The sequence below is a fragment of the Saccharothrix sp. HUAS TT1 genome, from assembly GCF_040744945.1.
In the GTDB taxonomy this organism is placed as follows: domain Bacteria; phylum Actinomycetota; class Actinomycetes; order Mycobacteriales; family Pseudonocardiaceae; genus Actinosynnema.
This window is the reverse complement of sequence record NZ_CP160453.1, coordinates 7,244,430-7,265,191: the sequence shown is the minus strand read 5'-3', so window position 1 is coordinate 7,265,191 and position 20,762 is coordinate 7,244,430. Positions and strand designations below refer to the sequence as shown.

Sequence of the window (20,762 nt, the reverse complement as noted above, 5' to 3'; positions counted from 1 at the left end):
TGGTGGTGTGCATGCCGAGGTCAAGGGGTTCGTGGCAGCGGAATACTCGGGGCTCACACCACGCGGGATCGCGGCTGGCAGGTTTTTCTGTGCCAATTGTCGTGCATTCCTGATCGAAAGAGGTGCCGCGATCACATCGCCGAACACGGCTGTGTGGCCGTCATGACCTGCTCTGCGTGCAAATGGTGGGAGCCTTCATTGGTGCCGTTCGAAAATAGCGATGTCATCAGGAACTTGAGTGCTCCACTTCCCGCTGATCGGCGCGCGGTGTTCATCGTTGCGGCGTTGACTCGTGTGCTGCCGATCTACCAAGTCTACGACGAAAGGCATCGAGGTGTGCGGGGGCATTCTGCGGGCTGGGACGCGCTGAGCGGAATGGTGGCGCTTCCCCTTGGACGCAGGTGGGCTACGCCGGAGAAAGCAGAACAGAAGATCGCCCATGCGCTGTCCGTCGTGGCCAATGACGCCGAGTGGCTGGAGAATCACACCGAGTTCGGTGTGGCTGAGGAGATGCTTCAAGAGGTGATGCAGGCACTCCTCCTCGTGTTCAAGAGCTGGAGGAAGATCGATGCCGAGTTGTGCCTTCAAGTGGCCAACAGCGTTCTTGAAGTGGACTCGATCTGGGCGGAGCGCCGGGACGATCCGATCACTGTATGGGTCGGAGTAGAAGAGCACTTCCAGCGGCTGGCGCGGGACCTTCAAGAACTCGCTGAGGCTCGACCAGAGAATGCGATCGACGTCTACAGGTTGGTCAATGGTCGTGCAGGTAGGGAAGCGATGTCCTACTTGGAACGAGCAGAGGCGTTGCGCGCAAAGTAATGCTCCCTCGGGTCCTTCTGCCTCATGGGCTCAACGGGAGAACTCTTCCTGGTGACGGACGGTTCGATCGCCGGTGGTCTTTCGCTGTCTACCGAACCACGACCGTGCTGAACAGTGTTCGCGCTCGCCCGCGCCAGCCTCGATCATCATTGGCGGTGTCCGAGGACGGAGGTGATATCCCGCAGAATGGCCAGGTAGTCGGAGTCCTCGCGCTGGTGATGATGGTCGGGAGGGTCGGCTGTTCGGTGGTCAGTGACCACCCTTGGTGTTGCGAGCTGTGTATGTGGTCGCTTGTGTTCGAGGTTTGTCGCAGATGGGGTTGGGTGCTGCCACCTGCGATTTCGTGTCATTGGATGCAGTTGGAGACGTCTCCGGGACTCCAACTGTGTCAACATACATCATCATCTGCTCTGACCTGCGGAAACACGCCTTCAGCAGGCTGTGTGGGTCCGGTTGACCGTGATTGGGGGCTGTTAGATGCGGTTAGGCGCGTCCTGCGGCTCCCAATCTGCTCCCACGACGCTGCTCCCAGGTGGTTGATCAGTGCCTCGGGGAGCTGGAACTGCAGCGTGGTGATGCGTGCCTGGGGTACGGGGTAGAGCAGGACGAGGCCGCTGTCGCCGATGTCCTGGGCCGTCAGGCTGGCGAGGGTTTCGGTCACGATGCGTTCGGCGGCGTGGTCGGGTAGGGAACAGGTTGATCCACAGGTGTGGGTGCTGCCACGGACCCAGCGTGCGCAGCAGGGCCACGTCGCTGGCCAGGCGGTTCAGTCCTGCCAGCAGGCGTTCCTCGGCCGGCTCGGTGAGCGGGGTGGAGTAGCTGACGCCGTCGATGTAGGGCACCTATGTGCCGTCGGCCGGTTTGACCTGGCCTTCCAGGTGGTGAAAGCGGCCCTCGGTCATGAGGGTGCGTTAGGAGCTGTTTGAGGTTCGGATCATGTGGCTGAAGCCAGGGCTCTCAGCCACATGATCGCTCCTCGTAGATGCAGCCCGGCCTCGTAGCTCTCCGGTGTTTTGTCGTAGCGGGTGGCCAGGCCGCGCCATGTCTTGATCTTCTGGAAGCAGCGTTCGACGGTGTTGCGCCGCCTGTAGCGCGCGGGATCGAAGGACACCGGCCGCCCGCCGGCCGGGCCTTTCTTCTTGCGGTTGGCCTGCTGGTCGGTCTTCTCCGGGATCACGGCGGTGATCCGGCGGCGGCGCAGGTAGGACCGGTTGGTCTTGGAGGAGTACGCCTTGTCCGCGGCCACCGCGTCCGGGCGGGTGCGGGGTCGGCCGGTCGGGCCGGGAACCCGAATCCGGTCCAGCACGGTCCGGAACCGCGGGCTGTCCGCGGCCTGGCCGGGTGTGAGCACGAACGCCAACGGCAGCCCGGCGGCGTCGACCGCGGTGTGGATTTTGCTGCTCAGCCCGCCTCGGGACCGGCCGAGCCCGGCCGCCTCAGCCCGCGCCTTCCGACGCCGCCGGAGGGCGGCACGGTCCCGACCGGCAGACGTGCCCGCGCCGGACGCGTCAGGCGCGGACGGCGGCGCATCACCCGCAGCACGCTCTGCTGTGTGGGCAGCGGAGCCCCTTTTTCCTCGGTCAGGGCCTGTTCCAACGCATCGAGGGTCTCCCCGGCCACCGCGAGTCCGGCCGATTCGTGATGCGCCCGCACGATCGTGGAGTCCACGCTCACCAGCTCCAACCCGACCTGCCCGCGGGAGGCGGCCTCGGCGATCAGCGCCTCCATCAAGGTCTGGAACACCCCCGCTTTGGCCCAGGCGTTGAACCGGGAGTAGACGGTGGACCAGGGCCCGTACCGTTCGGGCACGTCACGCCAACCCGACCCGGTGCGGCACCGCCACAGGATCCCGTTGAACTGCCCCCGCGCCCGACGCGGCAACGGCCCGGTGGCCGCCACCGGCACATGCGGCTCGATCAACGCCCACTCGGCATCGGTCAGATCAAAACGCGCCACACCCGTGTTCTACCAGCGCACCACAGGGTCGGTAGATCCGAACCCCAAACAGCTCCTAGTACTCCAGCCGCACTTCGTGATCATGTTCTGGTAGCTTGTCGATCTTGTGTTGGTTGATGAGGACATCCAGGCTTGGGTGAGCGGCTTGGACGAGTTGTTCGGGCGGGTGGCAGGACGGTTTCTGCGGGCGGAGCCGCGGCGTCGGGCTCGGGCGTATGTTCGAGGTCTGTTGGCTCCGATCGCGGGCAAGAACGGCTGGACGTTGGCCGAAGTGGCTGGTGAGACGACGCCGGACGGGATGCAGCGGTTGCTCAACGCCGCGACATGGGACGTCGACGGGGTCCGCGACGACGCCCGCGACTATGCCGTGGAGCACCTGGCCGACGGCGATGGCGTGCTGGTGGTGGACGAGACCGGGTTCCTGAAGAAGGGCGACAAGTCGGCCGGGGTGCAGCGGCAGTACTCCGGTACCGCCGGTCGGATCGAGAACTGCCAACTGGGCGTGTTTCTCGCTTACACCACGGGCAAAGGTCGCACGCTGATCGACCGGGAGCTGTACCTGCCCAAGTCCTGGGTCGCCGACCGGGAGCGGTGTCGGGAGGCGGCGGTGCCCGACACCGTGGAGTTCGCGACCAAGCCCGTGCTCGCCCGCGCGATGCTGGCCCGGGCGTTGGACGCCGGTGTTGCCGGCCCGTTGGGTGACCGCGGACGAGGCATATGGCGGCGACTCGAAATTCCGGGCCTGGCTTGAAGATCGACGTATCGCCTATGTGGTAGCCGTGCCGAGCAGTCAGACCATTCCCGCCACCGCGGGCGCCACACGCGCCGACCATCTGACCGCCGACGCCCCGGAAGCGGCATGGAAGCGCCGCAGTTGCGGCCAGGGTGCGAAAGGGCCACGTCTGTTCGACTGGGCGGTGGCCTCATTACCCGTCTACGACGACACCACACCTGCCGGGTGGCGACGATGGCTGCTGATCCGCCGCTCCCTGACCGCGAACCGTCGTGGTGAGCACGAACTGGCCTATTACTTGTGTTGCGCCCCAATGGGAACCACCGACGACGACCTGATCCGGGTGGCCGGAGCCCGCTGGGCTGTCGAGGATTGTTTCCAGACCGCCAAAACCGAGGTCGGCCTGGACCAGTACCAGGTCCGCCGTTACGACGCCTGGTACCGCCACATCACCCTCGCGATGCTCGCCCACACCTACCTCGCCGTTACCGCCGCCATCGCCCCAAAAGCCCTGGCAGCGGCCTCATCCCGGTCACCCTCGGCGAGGTCAGGCGTCTCCTGGCACACCTGATCACCACCATCCCCGAGCGTGCCACCACCTGGGCCTGGTCCCACTGGCGCAGGCGCCACCAACACCGCGCCAAACAAGCCCACTACCAGCGAAGACATGCCATATACAACGAAGTGCGGCTGGAGTACTAGTCGGTGACGCGCGGGAGCTGGAGGTGGTCGCGGCACGAGCCCGGCAGACGTTCGACGACGTGGCCTGGGAGGTCGGTGTGGACGTCGAGTACCGCATCGGCACGATGATCGAGCTGCCGCGCGCCGCGCTCACCGCGGGCCGCATCGCCGGCAACGCCGAGTTCTTCTCCTTCGGCACCAACGACCTGACGCAGACGACGTGAGGTTTCTCCCGCGACGACGTCGAAGGCTCGTTCTTCCCGGTGTACCTGGCCGAGGGCGTGTTCGAGGTGTCGCCGTTCGAGACGATCGACCGCGACGGCGTCGGCCGGCTGATCGAGATCGCGGTGCGGGAAGGCCGCGCCGCCCGCCCGGATCTCGCGCTGGGCGTGTGCGGTGAGCACGGCGGCGACCCCGCGTCCATCCGGTTCTTCCACGAGACCGGCCTCGACTACGTGTCCTGTTCACCGTTCCGGGTGCCCGTCGCCCGCCTCGAAGCAGGCCGGGCCGCGGTCGGCGAGGCCGACGCGACCACCGACAACCGTTAGAAGGCCGACGCAGCAGGTGGTGGAAAGCCGGAGACTCGGGACGAAAGTCCTTGCCCGGTCATGACCTCGGGCCGCGGTCCCCGCGCGGTGACCGGGAAAAACTGGTCCAGGACCAACGAGCAGAGGAGTCGTTGTGAGGGCTGCTGTTGTCACGGAGCTGGGTGCGCCGCTGGAGGTCAGGGAGGTGCCGGTCCCCGCGCCGGCCGCAGGGCAGGTGCTGGTGCGGCTGGAGGCGTCGGGTATCTGCCACACCGACATCCACGCTGCCAACGGCGACTGGCCGGTCAAGCCGACCCCGCCGTTCGTGCCCGGCCATGAGGGCGTGGGCATCGTCGAGGAAGTCGGTGACGGGGTCGGCGGCACGCTGGTCGGGGCGCGCGTGGCGATCCCGTGGCTGGGGCACGCCTGCGGTGAGTGCTCCTACTGCGTGTCGGGCTGGGAGACGCTGTGCGAGCAGCAGCGCAACACCGGCTACTCCGTGGACGGCTGCTACGCCGAGCACACCGTCGCCGACGCCCACTACGTCGTGCCCGTGCCCGACACCGTGTCCAGCCTGGACGCCGCGCCGCTGACGTGCGCCGGCGTGACGACCTACAAGGCGGTCAAGGTCGCCGCGGTGCGGCCTGCCGAGCGGGTCGCTGTGTTCGGCATCGGCGGCCTGGGGCACCTCGCCCTGCAGTACGCCCGCATCGCCGGCGGCTTCACCGTCGCCGTGGACGTCGAGGACGACAAGCTCGCCCTGGCCCGCGACCTGCGCGCCGATCACACCGTCAACGCCCGCACCACCGACCCGGTCGCCGCGATCCACGAACTGGGCGGCGCGGACGTCGCCATCGCCACCGCCGCCTCGCCCAAGAGCTTCCAGCAGGCGTTCGCCTCGTTGCGCCGCGGCGGTCGCCTGGTCTGCGTCGGCCTGCCCGCCGACGGGTTCCTGCCCATCCCGGTCTTCGACCTGGTCCTCAAGGGCATCAGCGTCATCGGCTCCATCGTCGGCACCCGCCAGGACCTCACCGAAGTCTTCGCCCTGCACGCCGCCGGACGCACCCACGTGATCGCCGCGACCCGCAAGCTCGACGACGTCAACGACGCCTTCGCCCAGGTGCTGTCCGGCACGGTTCCCGCCAGGCTCGTCATCGAGTTCTGACACTCATCTTCCGGCGAACCGGCGAAGCCCGGACCCCGTCGCCCAGGTATACACCGGTCAGGGTCGTGAACCGCTCGCACCGGGCTGCCTGACCCGCGACCTCGGAACCGCCGTGTCGCGCCACTGCTCCAGTTAGGCGACCATTGCCCATGCGTGTCTTGTCCGACTCCCAGTTGGCCGCCGTGCTGCCCGCAGTCGCCACCTGTCCGCGGGTGGTGGTCAGCGGGAACCACGCCACCCCTCATCACGCGCTGGACGTGCTGGACAAAGCGGTGGACGAGTACCGCCTGTTCGCGCTGAACGCCCAGTCCGGCATCCCCGACCGCGCCGGTGTGGTGCTGGAGACCCCGTTCGTCGGGCCGGGCATGCGCGGCAAGCGGACGCTGCGGTACTTCCCCTCCCGGCTGTCACTGGTCCCGCACCTGCTCCAGCAGGCGTTGCCGCCCGACATCGTGCTGATCCACACCTCCACCCCGGTGGACGGGTGCGTGTCGCTGGGCACGGAGGTGAACATCCTCCCCGCGGCGATCGAGGCGGTCCGGTCCCGAGGCGGACTGGTGATCGCCCAGCTCAACCCGCGGATGCCCTACACCCACGGCGACGGGGTGGTGCCCTGCGACGAGGTGGACTACGCGATCGAGGTCGACGAGCCGCTCACCTCGCCTGTGCCCCGCGCGGCCGGCGAGGTGTCCCAGGTGATCGCCGAGCGGGTGGCGGCACTCGTCCCGGAAGGCGCGACCCTGCAAATGGGCATCGGCGCCGTTCCTGACGCGGTGCTCGCGGCGCTGACCGGGCGGCAGGGCCTGGCGGTGTGGTCGGAGATGTTCAGCGACGGTGTGCTCGGCCTGGAACGGGCAGGCGCGCTCGACCCGGACACCCCGGTGACCGCGTCGTTCGTGTTCGGCAGCCCGGAGCTGTACGCCTGGGTGGACCGCAACCCCCGGGTCCGGCTGCTGCGCACCGAGAAGACCAACGACCCCGGTCTGATCGCCCGCCGGCCGCGTTTGATCTCGATCAACAGCGCGCTGCAGGTCGATCTGTACGCCCAGGCCAACGCCAGCCGGGTGCACGGCGTCATCTACTCCGGCTTCGGCGGGCAGACCGACTTCGTGGTCGGCGCCCTGCACTCACCGGGCGGTAGGGCGATCGTCGCCCTGCCGTCCTGGCACCCGAAGGCCGACGTGTCCACCGTGGTGCCCCGCCTGGCCGGCCCGGTCACCTCGTTCCAGCACAGCTACCTCGTCAGCGAACAGGGTGCGGCCGCCATCTGGGGCCACGACACCGGCGAGCAGGCCCAGCAGATCATCGACCACGTCGCCCACCCGCGGGCCCGCGCCGAACTCACCGAGGCCGGCCTCGACCTGGGCTTCCCGCTACGGCCACCGGCCTGAACGGACATCCGCCGCTGAGCTGCGTTGAAGGGTGGCGGCTCGTACTCGTTGATCAGGTCGCGAGCGGCTTCCTCCGCCGCTGAGAACACGCCGGTGATGCGTAGCCCGTTTGGTTGAAGTGTTCGGTGAGCGGTCCCGAATGTCCCCTGCGGCGCCTTTTGGCGGAGTTCAGAGGTGGATGCGCTCATCGGTGGCGAGCGCACTGAGCTTCTGCGGAGGAACGATGGTGGCTTCGGGCGGGACATCGAGTCGGATCAGCGTCGGGGACGTTCGTGGACCCGTCGGTGGGTGGTATCCGGCTGGGGGAGTGGGTGCCTACCTGGGCGGACACGCATGACGTAAGCGCGACGACGTAGGCGAAGTATGACTCCCACCAGCGCAACCACATGTTGCCGCGGTTCGGTGACGTGCCGTTGAAGGAGATTCGCGGATGGAGGTGAAGGGATGGGTCAAGGGGCTGCGTGGCCGTTGGCCGTTGGCCGAGCACACCGTGGGTGATGTGTGGTGCCCCTGTTGTCGATGATGTTGGGCGGTGCGGTCGAGGAGGGGTTGATCGGGGCGAATCCGTGTTGGCGGTTGCGGGTCAACACGATGATCACGATGAACGGCCTCTTGCTTCGCCGTGGCAGGTACGGGCGATGGCGCAGCGGGTTTTCCCGTGGATGCCGTATTGGTCGACCTGCTCGCCGAGCACCGATCTACCTCAGGCTGTACTTCCATGACCTACGTCACACGCACAAGACCAGGCTTATCGAGGACGGCGTGCCAGACCTCCTCCAACGCAGCGACTGGGGCATCGGATGGCCTGAGTATGCGGCACCTACCCGCATGTGACGCAGGTCATGTTGGACGCGATGCTCGACGGTCTGCAGCGTCGGTGGGAGCGTTCGCTGGTCGCTCCCACGGGTCCGGCGGGGGTGACCACATACGGTGTCGACGATCACGCCAAGATCGTTGCTCCCGATTTGCTCCCACGACAGCAGAACGGCCCGTAGGCGGTGATCGCCTACGGGCCGTCTGACCTGCATGTATTCCTGGTGGACGATACAGGGATTGAACCTGTGACCCCTACCGTGTCAAGGTAGTGCTCTCCCGCTGAGCTAATCGTCCGAGGCGGAGACGGGAATCGAACCCGTGTACAGGGCTTTGCAGGCCCTTGCCTAAGCCACTCGGCCACTCCGCCGTGATTCCCGAATGCTAGCACCCAGGAGTCAGACCTGAGCCCAAGGGCCCTCTGCCGAGCGGATGACGAGACTCGAACTCGCGACCCTCACCTTGGCAAGGTGATGCGCTACCAACTGCGCTACATCCGCGTGCCCCGTGGATTTCGCGGAACTTTTCCCTTTTGGGGCTGGCGTTCCGGTCTTCCTCGGTGCGAGAGGAACTTTATTACATGTACCGCGGCGGGATCAAATCGGGGGTCCCTTGATCGCCCCGCAGGCCCGCCACCTGCGCTTTTACGTCAGGTCGTTGGAGATCAGGTGGGTCAGGGCCTCGTCCACGTCGACCCACAGGTGCTCGTTCCCGGGCACCACGACGTCGTACGTGCGGTCGAGGAAGTCGGCGAGCTCCTGGGCCGAGGCCTCGAACATGGCGTGGCCGGACGGCGAGCTGAGCTCGATCACCACGACCTCGGGGTCGTCGGCGGCCGGGCGGATCCGGACGTCGCCGTCACCGGCGTCGGCGATCAGGCCGTCGGCGAGCAGGTCGCGGGCGAAGACCCACTCAACCCAGCCGGCGCGGCCGGTTCGGAACGCGGCGACTACCGCGTAGGGATCTTTGGTGTCGTAGCGGAGTTCGACCTGCACCGGGACGGCCGGGGTCCTCGGGGCCAGCAGGTCGAAGACCGCTGTTGAGCGGAGTGTCACGTGGTCGTTGCGCATCGTCGTTACCCTCTTCTCCCTTCCCGGCCAATGGAACGACCGAGCTCTCCACTTGTGACGTGTATGTGGCGAGGAACGCTCGACTATAGATGGTTTATCACCCGTTTGGGGCTATATCGCTCCACAGGGCGACCACCTCGATGCGTTCCGTGTCCACCGGCTCCCGGCTGCTCCCATCTTGCTGGGTTTAACCTGAACCCGGTACCGGCTGTTGCGCGAATGTTGGACGTGAGGACCTTCCTGGTGGCTGACGCACCCCCGCCGCCGCTCGAGCCCGACCCGCGTGCCACGGACGCGGAGCTCGTCGCGCGGGTGGCGGCTGGCGACCGCACGGCGTTCGGCGAACTCTACGACCGGTACGCGAGACCCGCGTACTCCCTGGCCCGGCGGATCTGCGTCGACCCCGAGCTGGCCGAGGACGTGGTCCAGGAAGCCTTCCTGGCCCTCTGGCGCAACCCCGCGGCCTACGACCGCTCACGCGGTGGCTTCGGCACGTGGCTGATGACCGTGGTGCACCACCGCGCGGTCGACGCGGTGCGCCGGGAGGAAACCCAGCGTAGACGAAACGTCCCGCTGACCGACGAGGTGTCGGAGCGCGACGCGCCGCCCGCGGCCGGTGCGGATCAGGCCGCGTTGACCGGTGTGGTCGGCGCCGAGGTCCGTGACGCGCTGCGGCGGTTGCCCGAGGACCAGCGGCAGGTGATCGCACTGGCGTACCTGGGCGGCTACACGCAGATCGAGGTCGCGGCGTTGACCGGCATACCCCTGGGCACGGTGAAGTCGCGCACGTTCGCCGCCATCCGCAGGCTGCGCACGGTGTTGCGCTCGGCGTGGGCGGGGGAGACCGGCGAGACGCCGGGCAGGACGACGGGAGCACAGCGGTGACCGGGGAGCGGAGGGACGAGCGGTGCCCTCAGGAAGAGCTCGCGGTCGGGTTCGCGATGCACGCGCTCGAACCCGACGAGGAAGCGCGGATGCACGCCCACCTGCCGGGGTGCGCTCGGTGCCGGGAGACGGTCGGCACCACGCAGGAGGTGACCGCCGTGCTGGGTGCGGCGGTCCACCAGCACGATCCGCCGGAGCGGCTGCGCGCTCGCCTGATGGCCGCGATCGAGGAAACGCCGCAGCTGCCCGTTCGCGAGGAGCCCGTGGCCGAACCCATCCCGTTGGCGCCCAGGAGGTGGGGGCGCAAGCTGCTCGCAGCCGCTGCGGCCCTGATCATCGTGACCGGGATCACGATCGCGGGCATGCGGTTCGACCGGTTGAGCGACCAGGTCGCGCAGCAGGAGGTGCGGGCCGAGCAGTTGGAACGCGCGTTGCGGGTCGTCGCCGACCCGGACGCGGACCGGGCCGTGCTGCGGACGACGTCGGGCGACCCCCTGGCCGTGCTGCTGTCCGGCGCCGACTCCGCCGCGATCGTGCCGGTGGAGCTGCCGTCCAACGACGCGGCGAGCCAGGTCTACGTGGTGTGGGGGACCAGCACGCAGGAACCCGTGGCGCTGGCCACGTTCGACGTCGCGGCGGACGGGTCCGATGTGCGCTTGCTCACGTGGTCGCCGGACGCGCACGCGCACCAAGGCTTCGGGATCTCGCTGGAACCCGGTCGTGCCGCGCCGGCGAAGCCGTCCACCGTACTGGCATTTGGCCAGGTGAGCCCCGCGTGAGTTGCGAATGAGCGATGATGAGGGCATGAGTACCGAGCAGCGCGAGGACACCAGGGGCGCAGATCACCGGCCGCGGTTCCGTCGCAACCCGGCGATGAACATGACGTACCGCATCGGTGTCGGTGTGGTCGGCGGGTTGGTGCTGGTGGCGGGCGTGCTCATGATCCCTTACCCCGGGCCGGGCTGGCTCGTCGTGTTCGCCGGTCTGGCGATCCTGGCCACCGAGTTCGAGTGGGCCGGCCGCGTGCTCAAGTTCGCCAAGCGCTACTACGACGCGTGGGTGGAGTGGCTGAAGCGGCAGAACCTCTTGGTGAAGGGGCTCGTGCTGCTGGCGACCGGCCTCGTGGTGGCCGTGACCTGTTGGCTGCTCGGCGCGTTCTCGCTGGTCGGCGGCTGGTTCGGGCTCGACTGGGCCTGGTTGGATAGCCCGATTTTTGGTTCCCGGGGATGATGTTGTAAGCTATGACCACACCGCGAGAGCGGGAGTGAGAACCGAATAAGGGCGTTTAGCTCAGCGGGAGAGCGCTTCGTTCACACCGAAGAGGTCACTGGTTCGATCCCAGTATCGCCCACAGTGTGTTTTACCTGGTCAACGGCTCGTAGACGATCTTCGTCTGCGGGCCGTTGATCGTTGCGGGGAGCAATGTGGGAGCGGATGATCTTGACCACCTCTGTATTTGCGAAGGTGGTCATGGGTTGGTGCTCCCCGTTTGCTCCCGGGTTTGCTCCCAGCGGTGGTGGAGTGCGGCGAGCATGGTGTCGATCATGGGTTGGGTGACGTGGGAGTAGACGCCCATGACGCCGTGGAACTTGTGGCCGATCCTTTTGTGTTGGAGGACTTCGGGGACGCCGTGTTCGATGAGCCAGGTCTTGTGGGTGTGGCGTAGGTCGTGGAAGTGCATGTCGGGGTTGATCCGCGGTCGGTTGGTGGCGGTGTCGCCGCGTAGGGCGGGTAGCCAGACGCGGCGGCGGAAGTTGGAGCGGCGGTGGAACCCTGTGCTTGCCGAAAATGTCGTCCATGCAGGTCAGGCGGCGTGGTGGTACTCGTTGAGGATGCCGCCCAGTCGTTGCTGTCGGCGGATGTCGAGTCTGGTGATCGCTGCTTGATCGGTAACGGTTGGTGGCAGGGCGCGTAGTGGTCGGGCGTTGTCGATGCCTTGGTGGGGTCGGTGGGTGTTGTAGTACTTCTCGTACTCGTGTAGGGCGTGGAGTAGGTGCTGCTGGTTCCAGATGGGGGTGCGGTCGAGGAGTTCGTGGCGGCAGCTGCGGATCCAGCGTTCCATGATCGCGTTCATGCGCGGGATCCGGACACCGGTGAGGAGGACCTGGATGCCGGCGTCGGCGAGGACGGCGTCGAACAGGGTGGGGAACTTTCCATCCCGGTCGCGGATCAGGAATCGCGCGGAACCACCCGCCTCTTCGAGGTCCATGACGAGGTTCCTGGCGGCTTGGGTGATCCAGGAGGCGGTCGGGTGCGCGGTGGCGCCGAGGATGCGGATCCGGCGGCTGGCGTGCTCGATCACCGCGAGCACGTACAGGCGGGTGCCGGTCAGGGTGGTGGTCTCGAAGAAGTCGCAGGCCAGGATCGCGTCGGCTTGGGAGCGGAGGAAGGCCGACCAGGTCGTCGTGGTGCGTTCGGGTGCCGGGTCGATCCCGGCGTCCTGGAGGATCTGCCAGACGGTGGAGGCGGCGACTGTGATGCCGAGTACGAGGAGTTCTCCGTGGATGCGGCGGTAGCCCCAGGTGGGGTTCTCGCGCGTTAGGCGCAGTACCAGGAGTCGGATCGAGCGGATGGTCCGTGGTCGACCGGGCCGTTTGGGGCGGGATCTGGCGGCGTGGCGGCGTGCGAGGAGGTCGCGGTGCCACCGCAGCACCGTCTCCGGGCGTACCAGTAGGCGGAGTCGACGAAGCGCTTGCGTCGGGAGTCGGTGCAGCAGGGCGGCGAGGAAGGCCCGGTCGGCGGGGGAGAACCGTGGTCGGGTGTATCCGAGTTGGCGTTGCAGGACCATGATCTGGTGGCGCAGCGCCAGGATCTCCGTGTCCTTGTCCCGGTCGCTCATAGGCAGCAGGCGCAGCAACGCGAACGTGTTGGTCACGCCGAGATAGGCCAGTCGGAGCAGCACAGCCGAGCATCATGCCGTGCTGGCCGACACCACGGCGGATGGCAACCGTGACCCTGAGCCCCTCGATGCCTTGGGTGCCGCGCGTCCTCTACGTGCATGGATGAGGTTATCGGCAGGCACAGCGCTGTATGACTATATCGCCCTGCTTGGAGATGCCGTTCGAGGTGCTTTTGAGGGCGGCTGAAGGGCTCACGGTGCGGCATCGTGCGGCTGGCACCACTGGTGATCCTGGTGGTGGGTGTCGTCTAACTCCTCGGGTGGGGCGGTAGTCGCGGCGGCCATGATTGCGCCGATGTTGTGGTGCACCAGGCCCTCGAGCGTCAGTGCGGAGCGCGGTAATGGCTCCGGGCCGACGGTGGGCATCTTCGGCGTGGGCACCTCGGTTCGAACAGTGAGCATCGGCCCGCGCGCCGCTCGGCCTCGACCAGGGCGGCTCCGGACAGGTTGTCGGTGCCGCAGCGTGATCCCCGTCATGATTGGCGCGCCCTCGCGCGGCCGGACGACTGCGGTGGCGGTCTCCTGCCGGTCGTCGCTGGTGATCTGCCAGTCCACGCCGGGGAGCGCAGCACCATCGGATCGGAGGCCGATCACGTGCGGGCCCTCGCGCTCGCACAGTGACTACATCAGCTCTCTCGCGGTCGCCCAGGGCGCTGGTCATGGCTAATGAACTGCGACGATGACATCTCGAGCGGCACAGGGCGTGTCAGGTCGCGTAGAGAGTCGCGACGGTGCTGTGCACCGTCGTCGAGTACACCGGGTCGGAGATGTGGATACCGCCGAACACTGGTCCGTTTCCCCTGGTCATCGTCCAACCGCCGGTGGTTTCGAAGTCGGGGTTCGCGATGTGGCACCCCGTGAGTCGGATGTCGTCGAACCGGACGAGCACCCGGTAGTTCGCGACGCCCTTCGCCTCGTAGAGCCGCAACGTCAGCGTGCCCACCCCGTTGGTCAGGTATGGCGTCAGGTCGCGTGGTGAGGACGTGTACCAGTCGGTGCCCTCGCTGGCGATGTCGCGTTCCCACACCTTCGTGCCCCCGATGAGCGCCTGCTTCATGTGGTAGCCAGGTGTGTTGTCGCCCCAGTTGTCCTGGTGCCACAACACCATCGAGCAGGATGTGGACCCGGGGTTGAGCCGTACTGCGGTACTGGCTGCCGCGAAGTCGCCGGCTTGGGTGTCCGTGTTGCTGTGCACGGTGAAGACCAGCCCGCCGTGCCCGGTGTGCGCGAACGAGACGTCTCCGGCCTGAGGAAGGTCTGGGGTGAGCGGCAGTGCGTACTGCACCACGCCCGCGATCTTGCCGGCCTTCATGTACTCGATGGCGACCGCGGTCACCGTGCGGACGTAGTTGACGTCCGGCGTGACCGTGGTGGCCGACAGCGTTGCCGCGTACGGCATCAGGAGGAGCTTCTTGCTCTTCGCTGCGAGCAGCGCGACAGCGGTGTCGAGATGGCCGCGCAACGATCCCGTCCACACCGTGTTGCGGTTGGGCGAGTCGTTGTACGGCAGGATCAGGCTGTCCATGACACCGGCGTAGGAGGTTGCGAACGCCTCGGTGAGCTGGTGGACGTAGACCACCGGGTAGAAGTCGATGCCGGCGGCGGTGCGGATCTGGCCCGTGTAGGCCGGCGTGAAGAAAGCCTTGTTGTAGAAGAAGTCGTCCATCGCCCACGCTTTGAGCACCGCGTACTTGTCGGCGAGTGCGCCAATGGCCTGCGCCCAGGCCAGGTAGTCCTTCTTGTGGGGCAGGTAGGTCGAGCACGTGTCGTCGACGCCGAGGCACTCGGTCGGCGGCACCAGGTAGGCCCACGTGGTCAGCCCCGCGGCCTGGGCCTCGCGCAGGAACGGCTCGAAGTCGTTCCAGTCGTTCTCGTTGTGGACCAGGAACGCATAGGTGTTCGCGTTCATCTCCCGCAGTCGCGCGACCGTGGCCTGCGCGTCGACCCGGCCGTTGACGCGAACCGGGTTCGCGTAGCTCGCACGCACCCCAGGCGCGGGCGCTGCGGCTGCCTGCGCGGGGAGAAGCCCGGCAAACACGGCTGACATCAGGGAGATGAGGGCGGTTCTCAACACGAACCCGCTGTTGTGCCAACACACGTGTCTCAGCCTGCTTCGATGGTCTGGACGATGAGCTCGTTGCGGGCGTCCTGGCCCAGCGGCTCGGTGGTGTGGACGCCGTCGCGGAGGTAGGCCGTGAGCCGGGTCGGCTTCGCGGCGAGGAACTCTGCCCAGCGGATGACGCGCAGGTTCGGATGACGACGTTGGGCGTCGGCCAGCTGGAGGTTGATCCAGGCGCTGTTGCGCTGGTCGGCCAGCTGGACGGCGGCGGGTTGGCCGGTCCGGGAGACCTGGGTGTTAACCCAGTACCCTGTCCGGGTCGGGCCGACGATGGTCATCGTGCGGTCGACCTGCGCGGCGAACACCGGCGGGGTGAAGATGTCGTTCGACCCGGTGGCCATCAGGATCCGACGCGGCAGTCCGTACGCCTGGGACCACTGGGCCAGCGCGTCGACAGCCGGTGTGGTCGGGCGGCCGGACCAGTTGTGCACGGCGATGACGTCCCCGGTCCGGCTGAGCAGTCGTTGGGCCAGGGTGTAACCGTCCTGGACGGAGATGCTGTCCCCGAACATGAACAGCCCGTCGGTGTCCAGGACCGGCCTGATCTGGGTGAGGGTCGAGATCGCCTTGGACATGCCCTCCCACGGGCCCAGGGCGCCGGAGCCGTAGCCGTCGGCGGACGCCTGCCCCGTCGTCAGGAACGTCGAGCCCACGGCGACGGCGCCCGCCGTGAGCAGCCGTCGACGCGTGGTCTTCGCCGACGCGTTCACGAGAGGACCCGCGGAGCCGTCGGCTCGGATGGGCTCGGCGCCGTTGGGCCCGGCGATCGGTGCATGGCTGTACCTCCCGAAGTGTTCGGTCACGAAAACAAATGCGCGAGGTGTGACAGATGCTGCTACACGCACGCCAGAAGGTCGCTGACCTCGATGGGAAGGCTCCAACCGGAGCTGTCGTAGGAGATCATCAGCCGCCTCTTCGTCGTAATGGGGCACGTGGATTCGTAAGTGTCGGCGGAGAAGATGGTCCGCTGCTCGCCGGCGGCCAATGTCGCCACGCCGAAGTCGTCGGGGGCCCAGCGGATCCACTGGGAATCCATGTCCCTCTCAAGTCTCCAGGTGACCGTACGAGGGCTCGTGGCGTTGTTGATCAGGCCGAGGTACCCGCGGTGGAAGCAGGAGTCGCTGTCGCAGTTGTACCGGACGCAGACCTGGTAGAAGATCTTGCCGTGTCCCTCGGTGCCGGAGCACTTCGGTGACGCCAGGATTTCCGCATCGACCGCGACCAGTGGTGCCGGACGGCTCGTCTCGGCTGCGCCCGTCGTGCCGGCGGCGAAGATGACCGCCGTGGCCGTCGCACAGGCGACCATCACGATCGCCAGCGCTTTCTTCAGCATGAACTCCTCTTCTCGTTGGCACTGTCGGCGGTGATCATCGACGTGTGGTCTGACCGGTGTATGCCGGGGGAGCGGTGCTGGTCTGCTGCGTGGACGTAGGGATGAACACGGTGCGGATGGAGCCGTCGGTCGAGCGCCAGGTGAAGATCGGGCTGCCGCTGGTGAGCAGGAGGCCGGTGGGGTCGGTGGCGGCGTCCTCGAAGTAGTGCACGGTCCACGGGCCGAAGCCGCCGGCCGGTGCGACCTGACTGGACTGGTGGATGAGGCCGTCGGTGCCGCGCACCGCGAGTTCCATCAGGCCCCCGGCGCGCAGTACCGCGGCGGGTGAGCCGGCGGTGGTGACGTTGCCGATGGTCTGCCAGGTGCCGGGGAACACACCACCGGATTCGCGTTGGGTGCGAACGGTTCCGTCAGTCGCGCGGGCGAACACCTGTAGGTCGCCGTTGGCGTGTACCACGGCAGCGGGTTTGCCGGTGACGTCGGTGCCGATGGTGCGCCACGCGCCGAGCGTGCCGCCGGAGTGCCGGGCGGTGCGCAGCGCGCCGTCACCGGTGCGGGCCACGACGTCCAGCGCGGTTCCGTTGCGCACCAGCGCGAAGTCCGTGGTGAGTCCGGTGCCGCCGATCTTGCGCCACGGCAGGTAGGCGCCGTTGAGCGCGATCTGGGTGCGCCGCCACAGTGCGCCTGCGTCATCGACCGCGTACACCGTCAGCGTCTTGTTCGCTTCGGACACCACCACCGGGTCGCTGAGCATCCACCCCTGATGTGCCGTGACACCGGTGATCGCCCCCCATGCGCCGTTCGCGGTGCTCTGCACCCTGCCTCGGTACGCGGCGTCGTCGTGGCTGTTGGCCAGCGCTTCCAGCCTGCCGTCCTCGCGCACGCCCACCCCCGGCGTACCGGTGAACTGGTGGTAGTCGGCGATCACCTGGTACTCGATGATCTCGTAATCGCCCGCGTAGCGCTGCTTACCGGCGGTGAGGCCGCCCGCGGAGTTGACGTAGAAGAACGTCACCAGGCCGTCGGTGCCCTGTACCGGTGTGCTGGCCGCGTCGAGTCGTTGTGGCACGGAGGGACGGGTCGGCACCGGGTATCCGGTGAGGCGGCAGTCGTTGGTGTCGGCGACGACGTCCAGTTCATCAGCCCAGCCGGATCCGATGATCTTGCCGCCCGACCAGGTGGCGGTGTCCTCGTGGTAGCGGTACCAGACCAGTGCCTGGGTGCCGGTCCGCGTTCCGTAGAGGATGTCGCCGCCAGCGGAGAAGACGTGGGTGAAGGTGTTCCAGTTCGAGCCGACCCGTTCGCGGTACTGGGTGAACCGCTCGGACGCGGCGTTCCAGCGGAACCGGAACAGGTCGCCGCCGGGGTTGCGTGCGTACAGCACGCCGTCGTCGCTGGCGACGATGAGATCGTACTGGTTCCAGCCGGTGTCCAGGACCCTCGCCGGCGCCCACGAGCCGGTGGCGTGGTCGCCGGTCCAGGCGAAGAACTGGAGGTGTCCCTCGGCGGTGACGGAGTACAGCCTGTCCCGCCCGTCAACGGTGACGTGGTTGCGGTAAGCGGCCTGCACGTAGCGGCGCCAGCCGCCGCCGACATCCCTGAACTGCTCGCCGTTCCAGGTGTCCCAGCCGGTGCCGTTCCAGTGGTACCGGAGGATGTCGCCGGTGGTGCCGTCCAGCCGGTAGATCACCCCGTTCGGGCCCGCCAGCGTGCGGTCGCCGTTCCAGCCCCCCGTGCCGATGGTGCGCTTCAGTCCCCAGTTGGCGACACCGGTTTCCGGTTCGTTGTGCGGGTAAACGAACATGCTGCCCGCCTGGGTCACCCCGAAGATGTTCGCCGCGGAATTGCACACGAGCGTCGCGGCGGCCTGTGCCACCGGGACGGTCATGCCGGTCAAGGCGACGGTGAGCGCCACGATGGTGGCGGGGAATCGTTTTCTGCGCGTGCTCGGGCCGACCTCTTGCATGTGATCTCCCCCGTTGTCCGGTGTGTGGACAGCCCCGGGGCACTGTGACCGCGTATCTCTTCGGGCTGCCAGGGTTTCCGCTTCGGTCGATGGTCTATTCGACTTGGAGAACGGGGCTGTGCTGTTCCACGTGGTAGCTCAATTCCCAGACTTGGCCGACGGAGGTGTACTCCGCGCTCCTGCGGGGGATGGCGCACGTGGCGGTGGGGGTGGATTTGACGGAGTGCGCGGGGACGACGAAGTTGCTCCAGACGCCGCCGGCGCAGGTGATCGACGTACCGCTGCGGGTGTAGTCCACCCAGATCGTGTCGACGGACCAGGCGACGTCGCCGGCGTTGCCGAGGTTGACGGTGAAGTACACCTCGTCGTCGTCGGCCCACGCGCAGGTCTGCCAGTACCATTCGGTGTGGCCGGTGACGCGGCTGTAGCCGCTACAGGCGCTGCCCGCCTGCTCCGGCGGCACCACGACCGCTGCCGACGCGGGTGTGGACAACGCGATGAGCCCCGCGCTGAGCAGCATCCCGGTCATGAAGAGCCTGAACATGTGCCTCATCCTCGTTCCTCCAATGTCGGCTCCCGCTCGATTGCCCTTCGGTGGTGTTATCGACGTGCCGTCCGTCCTGTGTAGGCAAGGAAAGCCGTGCCGGTTTGCCTTGTGGCGGTGGGGATGAACACGGTGCGGATGGAGCCGTCGGTCGAGCGCCAGGTGAAGATCGGGCTGCCGGTGGAGAGGAGCAGGCCGGTGGGGTCGGTGGCGGCGTCCTCGAAGTAGTGCACGGTCCACGGTCCGAAGCCGCCGGCCGGTGCGACCTGGCTGGATTGGTGGACGAGGTTGTCGGTGCCGCGCACGGCCAGCTCGATCAGACCTCCGCCGCGCAGCACTGCGGCGGGGGAGCCGGCGGCGGTGAGGTCGCCGATGGTCTGCCAGGCGCCGGGGAACACCCCGCCGGTTTCGCGTTGGGTGCGTACCGTGCCGTCGGTGGTGCGGGTGAACACCTGGAGGTCCCCGTTGCCGTGTGCGACGGCAGCGGGTTTGCCGGTCGCGTCGCCGCCGATGGTGCGCCACGTGCCGAGCGTGCCGCCGGAGTACCGGGCGGTGCGCAGCGCGCCGTCACCGAAGCGGGCCACGACGTCCAGGGCGGTTCCATTGCGCACCAGGGTGAAATCGGTGGTGAGACTGCTTCCGCCGAGCTTGCGCCAGGCGGTGTAGGCGCCGTTGGGCGCGATCTGCGTGCGGCGCCACAGCGCGCCCGCGTCGTCGACCGCGTGAATGGCCAACGTCCCGTTGGCATCGGCGACCACCGCCGGGTCGCCGGCCATCCACCCGCGGTGCGCCGTGACGTCGGTGATCGCGCCCCAGGATCCGTTCGCGACGCTCTGCACCCGGCCGCGGTAGTCGGCGTCGTCGTGGCTGTTGGCCACCGCCTCGAACCTGCCGTCCGCGCGGACGCCGACACCCGGTACGCCGGTGAACTCGTGGTAGTCGGCGATCACCTGGTACTCGATGATCTCGTAGTCACCCGCGTAGCGCTGCTTGCCCGCGGTGAGGCCGCCCGCGGAGTTGACGTAGAAGAAGGTGACCAGTCCGTCGGTGCCCTGCACCGGCGTCGTGGGCGCGTCGGATCGTTGAGGCACCGCGGGTCGTGACGGTACGGGGTATCCGGAGAGCCGGCAGTTGTCGGTACCGGCGATGACGTCCGGTTCGGTGTACCAGCCGGTGCCGATGATCTTTCCCTTGCCGCTGTTCGCCCAGGTGGCGGTGTCCTCGTAGTAGCGGTACCAGAGCAGTTCGCCGCCGTTGTCCGCCCGCGGGGCGTAGAGGACGTCGCCGCCGGGGGAGAAGATCCGGTTGAACGTGTTCCAACCCCATCCGACCTGGGTCCGGTACTGGGTGAACCGCTCGGACGCGGCGTTCCAGCGGAAGCGGAACAACCCGCCGTCCGGTGTGCGTGCGTACAGCACGCCGTCGTCGGTGGCGACGATGAGGTTGTACTGGTTCCATCCGGTGTCCAGGACTTTCGCCGGTGCCCACGTGCCGGTGGCGTGGTCGCCGGTCCAGGCGAGGACCTGGAGGTGCCCTTGGGCGGTGACGGAGTACAGCCTGTCCCGTCCGTCGACGGTGACGTGGTTGCGGTACGCGGCCTGGGCGTAACGGGTCCAGCCGCCGCTCGTGTTCCTGTAGGACCGACCGTTCCAGACGTCCCAGCCGGTGCCGTTCCACCGGTACCGGTACAGGTCTCCGGTGGTGCCGTCCATCCGGTACATCACCCCGTCGGGCCCGGCCAGCGTGCGGTCGCCGGTCCAGCCCGAGCCGATGGTGCGCCGCGATCCCCAGTTCGCCGTGCCAGTTTCCGGCTCATTGTGCGGGTAGAGGAAAACGTCGCCTGTGGTCGTCACCCCAAAGA

At 67.6% G+C, this 20,762-nt stretch carries 16 protein-coding genes, 4 tRNA genes and 3 pseudogenes; 9 read left to right on the top strand and 14 right to left on the bottom strand.

Features of this window, described 5'->3' with window-relative positions; genetic code table 11:
• Positions 1-201: 201 nt before the first annotated feature.
• Positions 202-819 carry a hypothetical protein gene (locus AB0F89_RS31895; RefSeq protein ID WP_367129359.1) on the top strand — a complete coding sequence of 206 codons (618 nt, stop codon included), beginning with the start codon at positions 202-204 and terminating at the stop codon, positions 817-819.
• Between the two features lie 934 nt (positions 820-1,753).
• On the opposite strand, the pseudogene AB0F89_RS31890 reads toward AB0F89_RS31895, so the two are convergent.
• Positions 1,754-2,775 (bottom strand): annotated as a pseudogene (locus AB0F89_RS31890) (IS5 family transposase).
• A 109-nt stretch (positions 2,776-2,884) separates the two neighbouring features.
• On the opposite strand from AB0F89_RS31890, the pseudogene AB0F89_RS31885 reads away from it, so the two are divergent.
• From AB0F89_RS31885 to AB0F89_RS31870, 4 genes and pseudogenes are all read left to right on the top strand, one after another.
• Positions 2,885-4,079: pseudogene (locus AB0F89_RS31885) on the top strand (IS701 family transposase).
• 28 nt (positions 4,080-4,107) lie between these two features.
• Positions 4,108-4,737 (top strand): annotated as a pseudogene (locus AB0F89_RS31880) (putative PEP-binding protein).
• A 133-nt stretch (positions 4,738-4,870) separates the two neighbouring features.
• On the top strand, positions 4,871-5,881 hold the full coding sequence (locus AB0F89_RS31875) for a zinc-dependent alcohol dehydrogenase (RefSeq protein ID WP_367129358.1): 1,011 nt from the start codon (positions 4,871-4,873) through the stop codon (positions 5,879-5,881).
• A 149-nt stretch (positions 5,882-6,030) separates the two neighbouring features.
• On the top strand, positions 6,031-7,272 hold the full coding sequence (locus AB0F89_RS31870) for an acetyl-CoA hydrolase/transferase family protein (protein ID WP_367129357.1): 1,242 nt from the start codon (positions 6,031-6,033) through the stop codon (positions 7,270-7,272).
• A 1,035-nt stretch (positions 7,273-8,307) separates the two neighbouring features.
• On the opposite strand, the gene AB0F89_RS31865 is transcribed toward AB0F89_RS31870, so the two are convergent.
• The 4 genes from AB0F89_RS31865 to AB0F89_RS31850 all read right to left on the bottom strand — a co-directional run bounded on the left by AB0F89_RS31865 (position 8,308) and on the right by AB0F89_RS31850 (position 9,155).
• Positions 8,308-8,382, bottom strand: a tRNA-Val gene (locus AB0F89_RS31865).
• 1 nt (position 8,383) lies between these two features.
• Positions 8,384-8,455: transfer RNA gene (locus AB0F89_RS31860), tRNA-Cys, on the bottom strand.
• A 57-nt stretch (positions 8,456-8,512) separates the two neighbouring features.
• A tRNA-Gly gene (locus AB0F89_RS31855) sits at positions 8,513-8,585 on the bottom strand.
• A gap of 144 nt (positions 8,586-8,729) precedes the next feature.
• On the bottom strand, positions 8,730-9,155 hold the full coding sequence (locus AB0F89_RS31850; RefSeq protein ID WP_073893954.1) for an SsgA family sporulation/cell division regulator: 426 nt from the start codon (positions 9,153-9,155) through the stop codon (positions 8,730-8,732).
• Positions 9,156-9,398: 243 nt separating this feature from the next.
• On the opposite strand from AB0F89_RS31850, the gene AB0F89_RS31845 reads away from it, so the two are divergent.
• The 4 genes from AB0F89_RS31845 (at position 9,399) to AB0F89_RS31830 (ending at position 11,391) form a co-directional block, all read left to right on the top strand.
• Entirely contained in the window at positions 9,399-10,040 is a 642-nt protein-coding gene (locus AB0F89_RS31845) for an RNA polymerase sigma factor (RefSeq protein WP_367129356.1), read from the top strand.
• On the top strand, positions 10,037-10,819 hold the full coding sequence (locus AB0F89_RS31840) for an anti-sigma factor (RefSeq protein WP_367129355.1): 783 nt from the start codon (positions 10,037-10,039) through the stop codon (positions 10,817-10,819). The genes AB0F89_RS31845 and AB0F89_RS31840 overlap by 4 nt, the downstream gene beginning before the upstream one ends.
• A gap of 25 nt (positions 10,820-10,844) precedes the next feature.
• On the top strand, positions 10,845-11,270 hold the full coding sequence (locus tag AB0F89_RS31835) for a TIGR02611 family protein (RefSeq protein ID WP_367129354.1): 426 nt from the start codon (positions 10,845-10,847) through the stop codon (positions 11,268-11,270).
• A 49-nt stretch (positions 11,271-11,319) separates the two neighbouring features.
• Positions 11,320-11,391 (top strand) — tRNA-Val (locus AB0F89_RS31830).
• A gap of 117 nt (positions 11,392-11,508) precedes the next feature.
• Here the strand turns inward: AB0F89_RS31830 and AB0F89_RS31825 are convergent.
• The 9 genes from AB0F89_RS31825 to AB0F89_RS31785 all read right to left on the bottom strand — a co-directional run bounded on the left by AB0F89_RS31825 (position 11,509) and on the right by AB0F89_RS31785 (position 20,754).
• Positions 11,509-11,733: a tyrosine-type recombinase/integrase gene (locus AB0F89_RS31825; protein ID WP_367139069.1), complete on the bottom strand. Its 225-nt coding sequence runs from the start codon at positions 11,731-11,733 to the stop codon at positions 11,509-11,511.
• 111 nt (positions 11,734-11,844) lie between these two features.
• On the bottom strand, positions 11,845-12,942 hold the full coding sequence (locus tag AB0F89_RS31820) for an integrase core domain-containing protein (RefSeq protein WP_367129353.1): 1,098 nt from the start codon (positions 12,940-12,942) through the stop codon (positions 11,845-11,847).
• A 189-nt stretch (positions 12,943-13,131) separates the two neighbouring features.
• Positions 13,132-13,494 (bottom strand): hypothetical protein, encoded by a 363-nt coding sequence (locus tag AB0F89_RS31815; RefSeq protein ID WP_367129352.1) that lies wholly within the window; start codon positions 13,492-13,494, stop codon positions 13,132-13,134.
• A 151-nt stretch (positions 13,495-13,645) separates the two neighbouring features.
• On the bottom strand, positions 13,646-15,013 hold the full coding sequence (locus tag AB0F89_RS31810; protein ID WP_367129351.1) for a hypothetical protein: 1,368 nt from the start codon (positions 15,011-15,013) through the stop codon (positions 13,646-13,648).
• 29 nt (positions 15,014-15,042) lie between these two features.
• A complete protein-coding gene (locus AB0F89_RS31805; protein ID WP_367129350.1) occupies positions 15,043-15,768 on the bottom strand; it encodes a hypothetical protein in 726 nt (241 codons plus the stop codon).
• Positions 15,769-15,893: 125 nt separating this feature from the next.
• The gene (locus tag AB0F89_RS31800; protein WP_367129349.1) at positions 15,894-16,391 is read right to left on the bottom strand and encodes a hypothetical protein; all 498 of its coding nucleotides are present in this window, start codon (positions 16,389-16,391) and stop codon (positions 15,894-15,896) included.
• 34 nt (positions 16,392-16,425) lie between these two features.
• Positions 16,426-18,357, bottom strand: a complete 1,932-nt coding sequence (locus AB0F89_RS31795; protein WP_367129348.1) for a tachylectin-related carbohydrate-binding protein — start codon at positions 18,355-18,357, stop codon at positions 16,426-16,428.
• Between the two features lie 94 nt (positions 18,358-18,451).
• A complete protein-coding gene (locus AB0F89_RS31790; RefSeq protein ID WP_367129347.1) occupies positions 18,452-18,901 on the bottom strand; it encodes a hypothetical protein in 450 nt (149 codons plus the stop codon).
• Between the two features lie 56 nt (positions 18,902-18,957).
• A complete protein-coding gene (locus AB0F89_RS31785) occupies positions 18,958-20,754 on the bottom strand; it encodes a tachylectin-related carbohydrate-binding protein (protein ID WP_367129346.1) in 1,797 nt (598 codons plus the stop codon).
• Positions 20,755-20,762 lie beyond the last annotated feature (8 nt).

Excerpts from the sequence above, each read along its gene's own strand:
- AB0F89_RS31870 (WP_367129357.1), top strand. The coding sequence starts at position 6,031 with ATGCGTGTCTTGTCCGACTCCCAGTTGGCCGCCGTGCTGCCCGCAGTC.
- AB0F89_RS31850 (WP_073893954.1), bottom strand. The coding sequence starts at position 9,155 with ATGCGCAACGACCACGTGACACTCCGCTCAACAGCGGTCTTCGACCTG.
- AB0F89_RS31835 (WP_367129354.1), top strand. The coding sequence starts at position 10,845 with ATGAGTACCGAGCAGCGCGAGGACACCAGGGGCGCAGATCACCGGCCG.
- AB0F89_RS31800 (WP_367129349.1), bottom strand. The coding sequence starts at position 16,391 with ATGCTGAAGAAAGCGCTGGCGATCGTGATGGTCGCCTGTGCGACGGCC.
- AB0F89_RS31795 (WP_367129348.1), bottom strand. The coding sequence starts at position 18,357 with ATGCAAGAGGTCGGCCCGAGCACGCGCAGAAAACGATTCCCCGCCACC.
- AB0F89_RS31790 (WP_367129347.1), bottom strand. The coding sequence starts at position 18,901 with ATGTTCAGGCTCTTCATGACCGGGATGCTGCTCAGCGCGGGGCTCATC.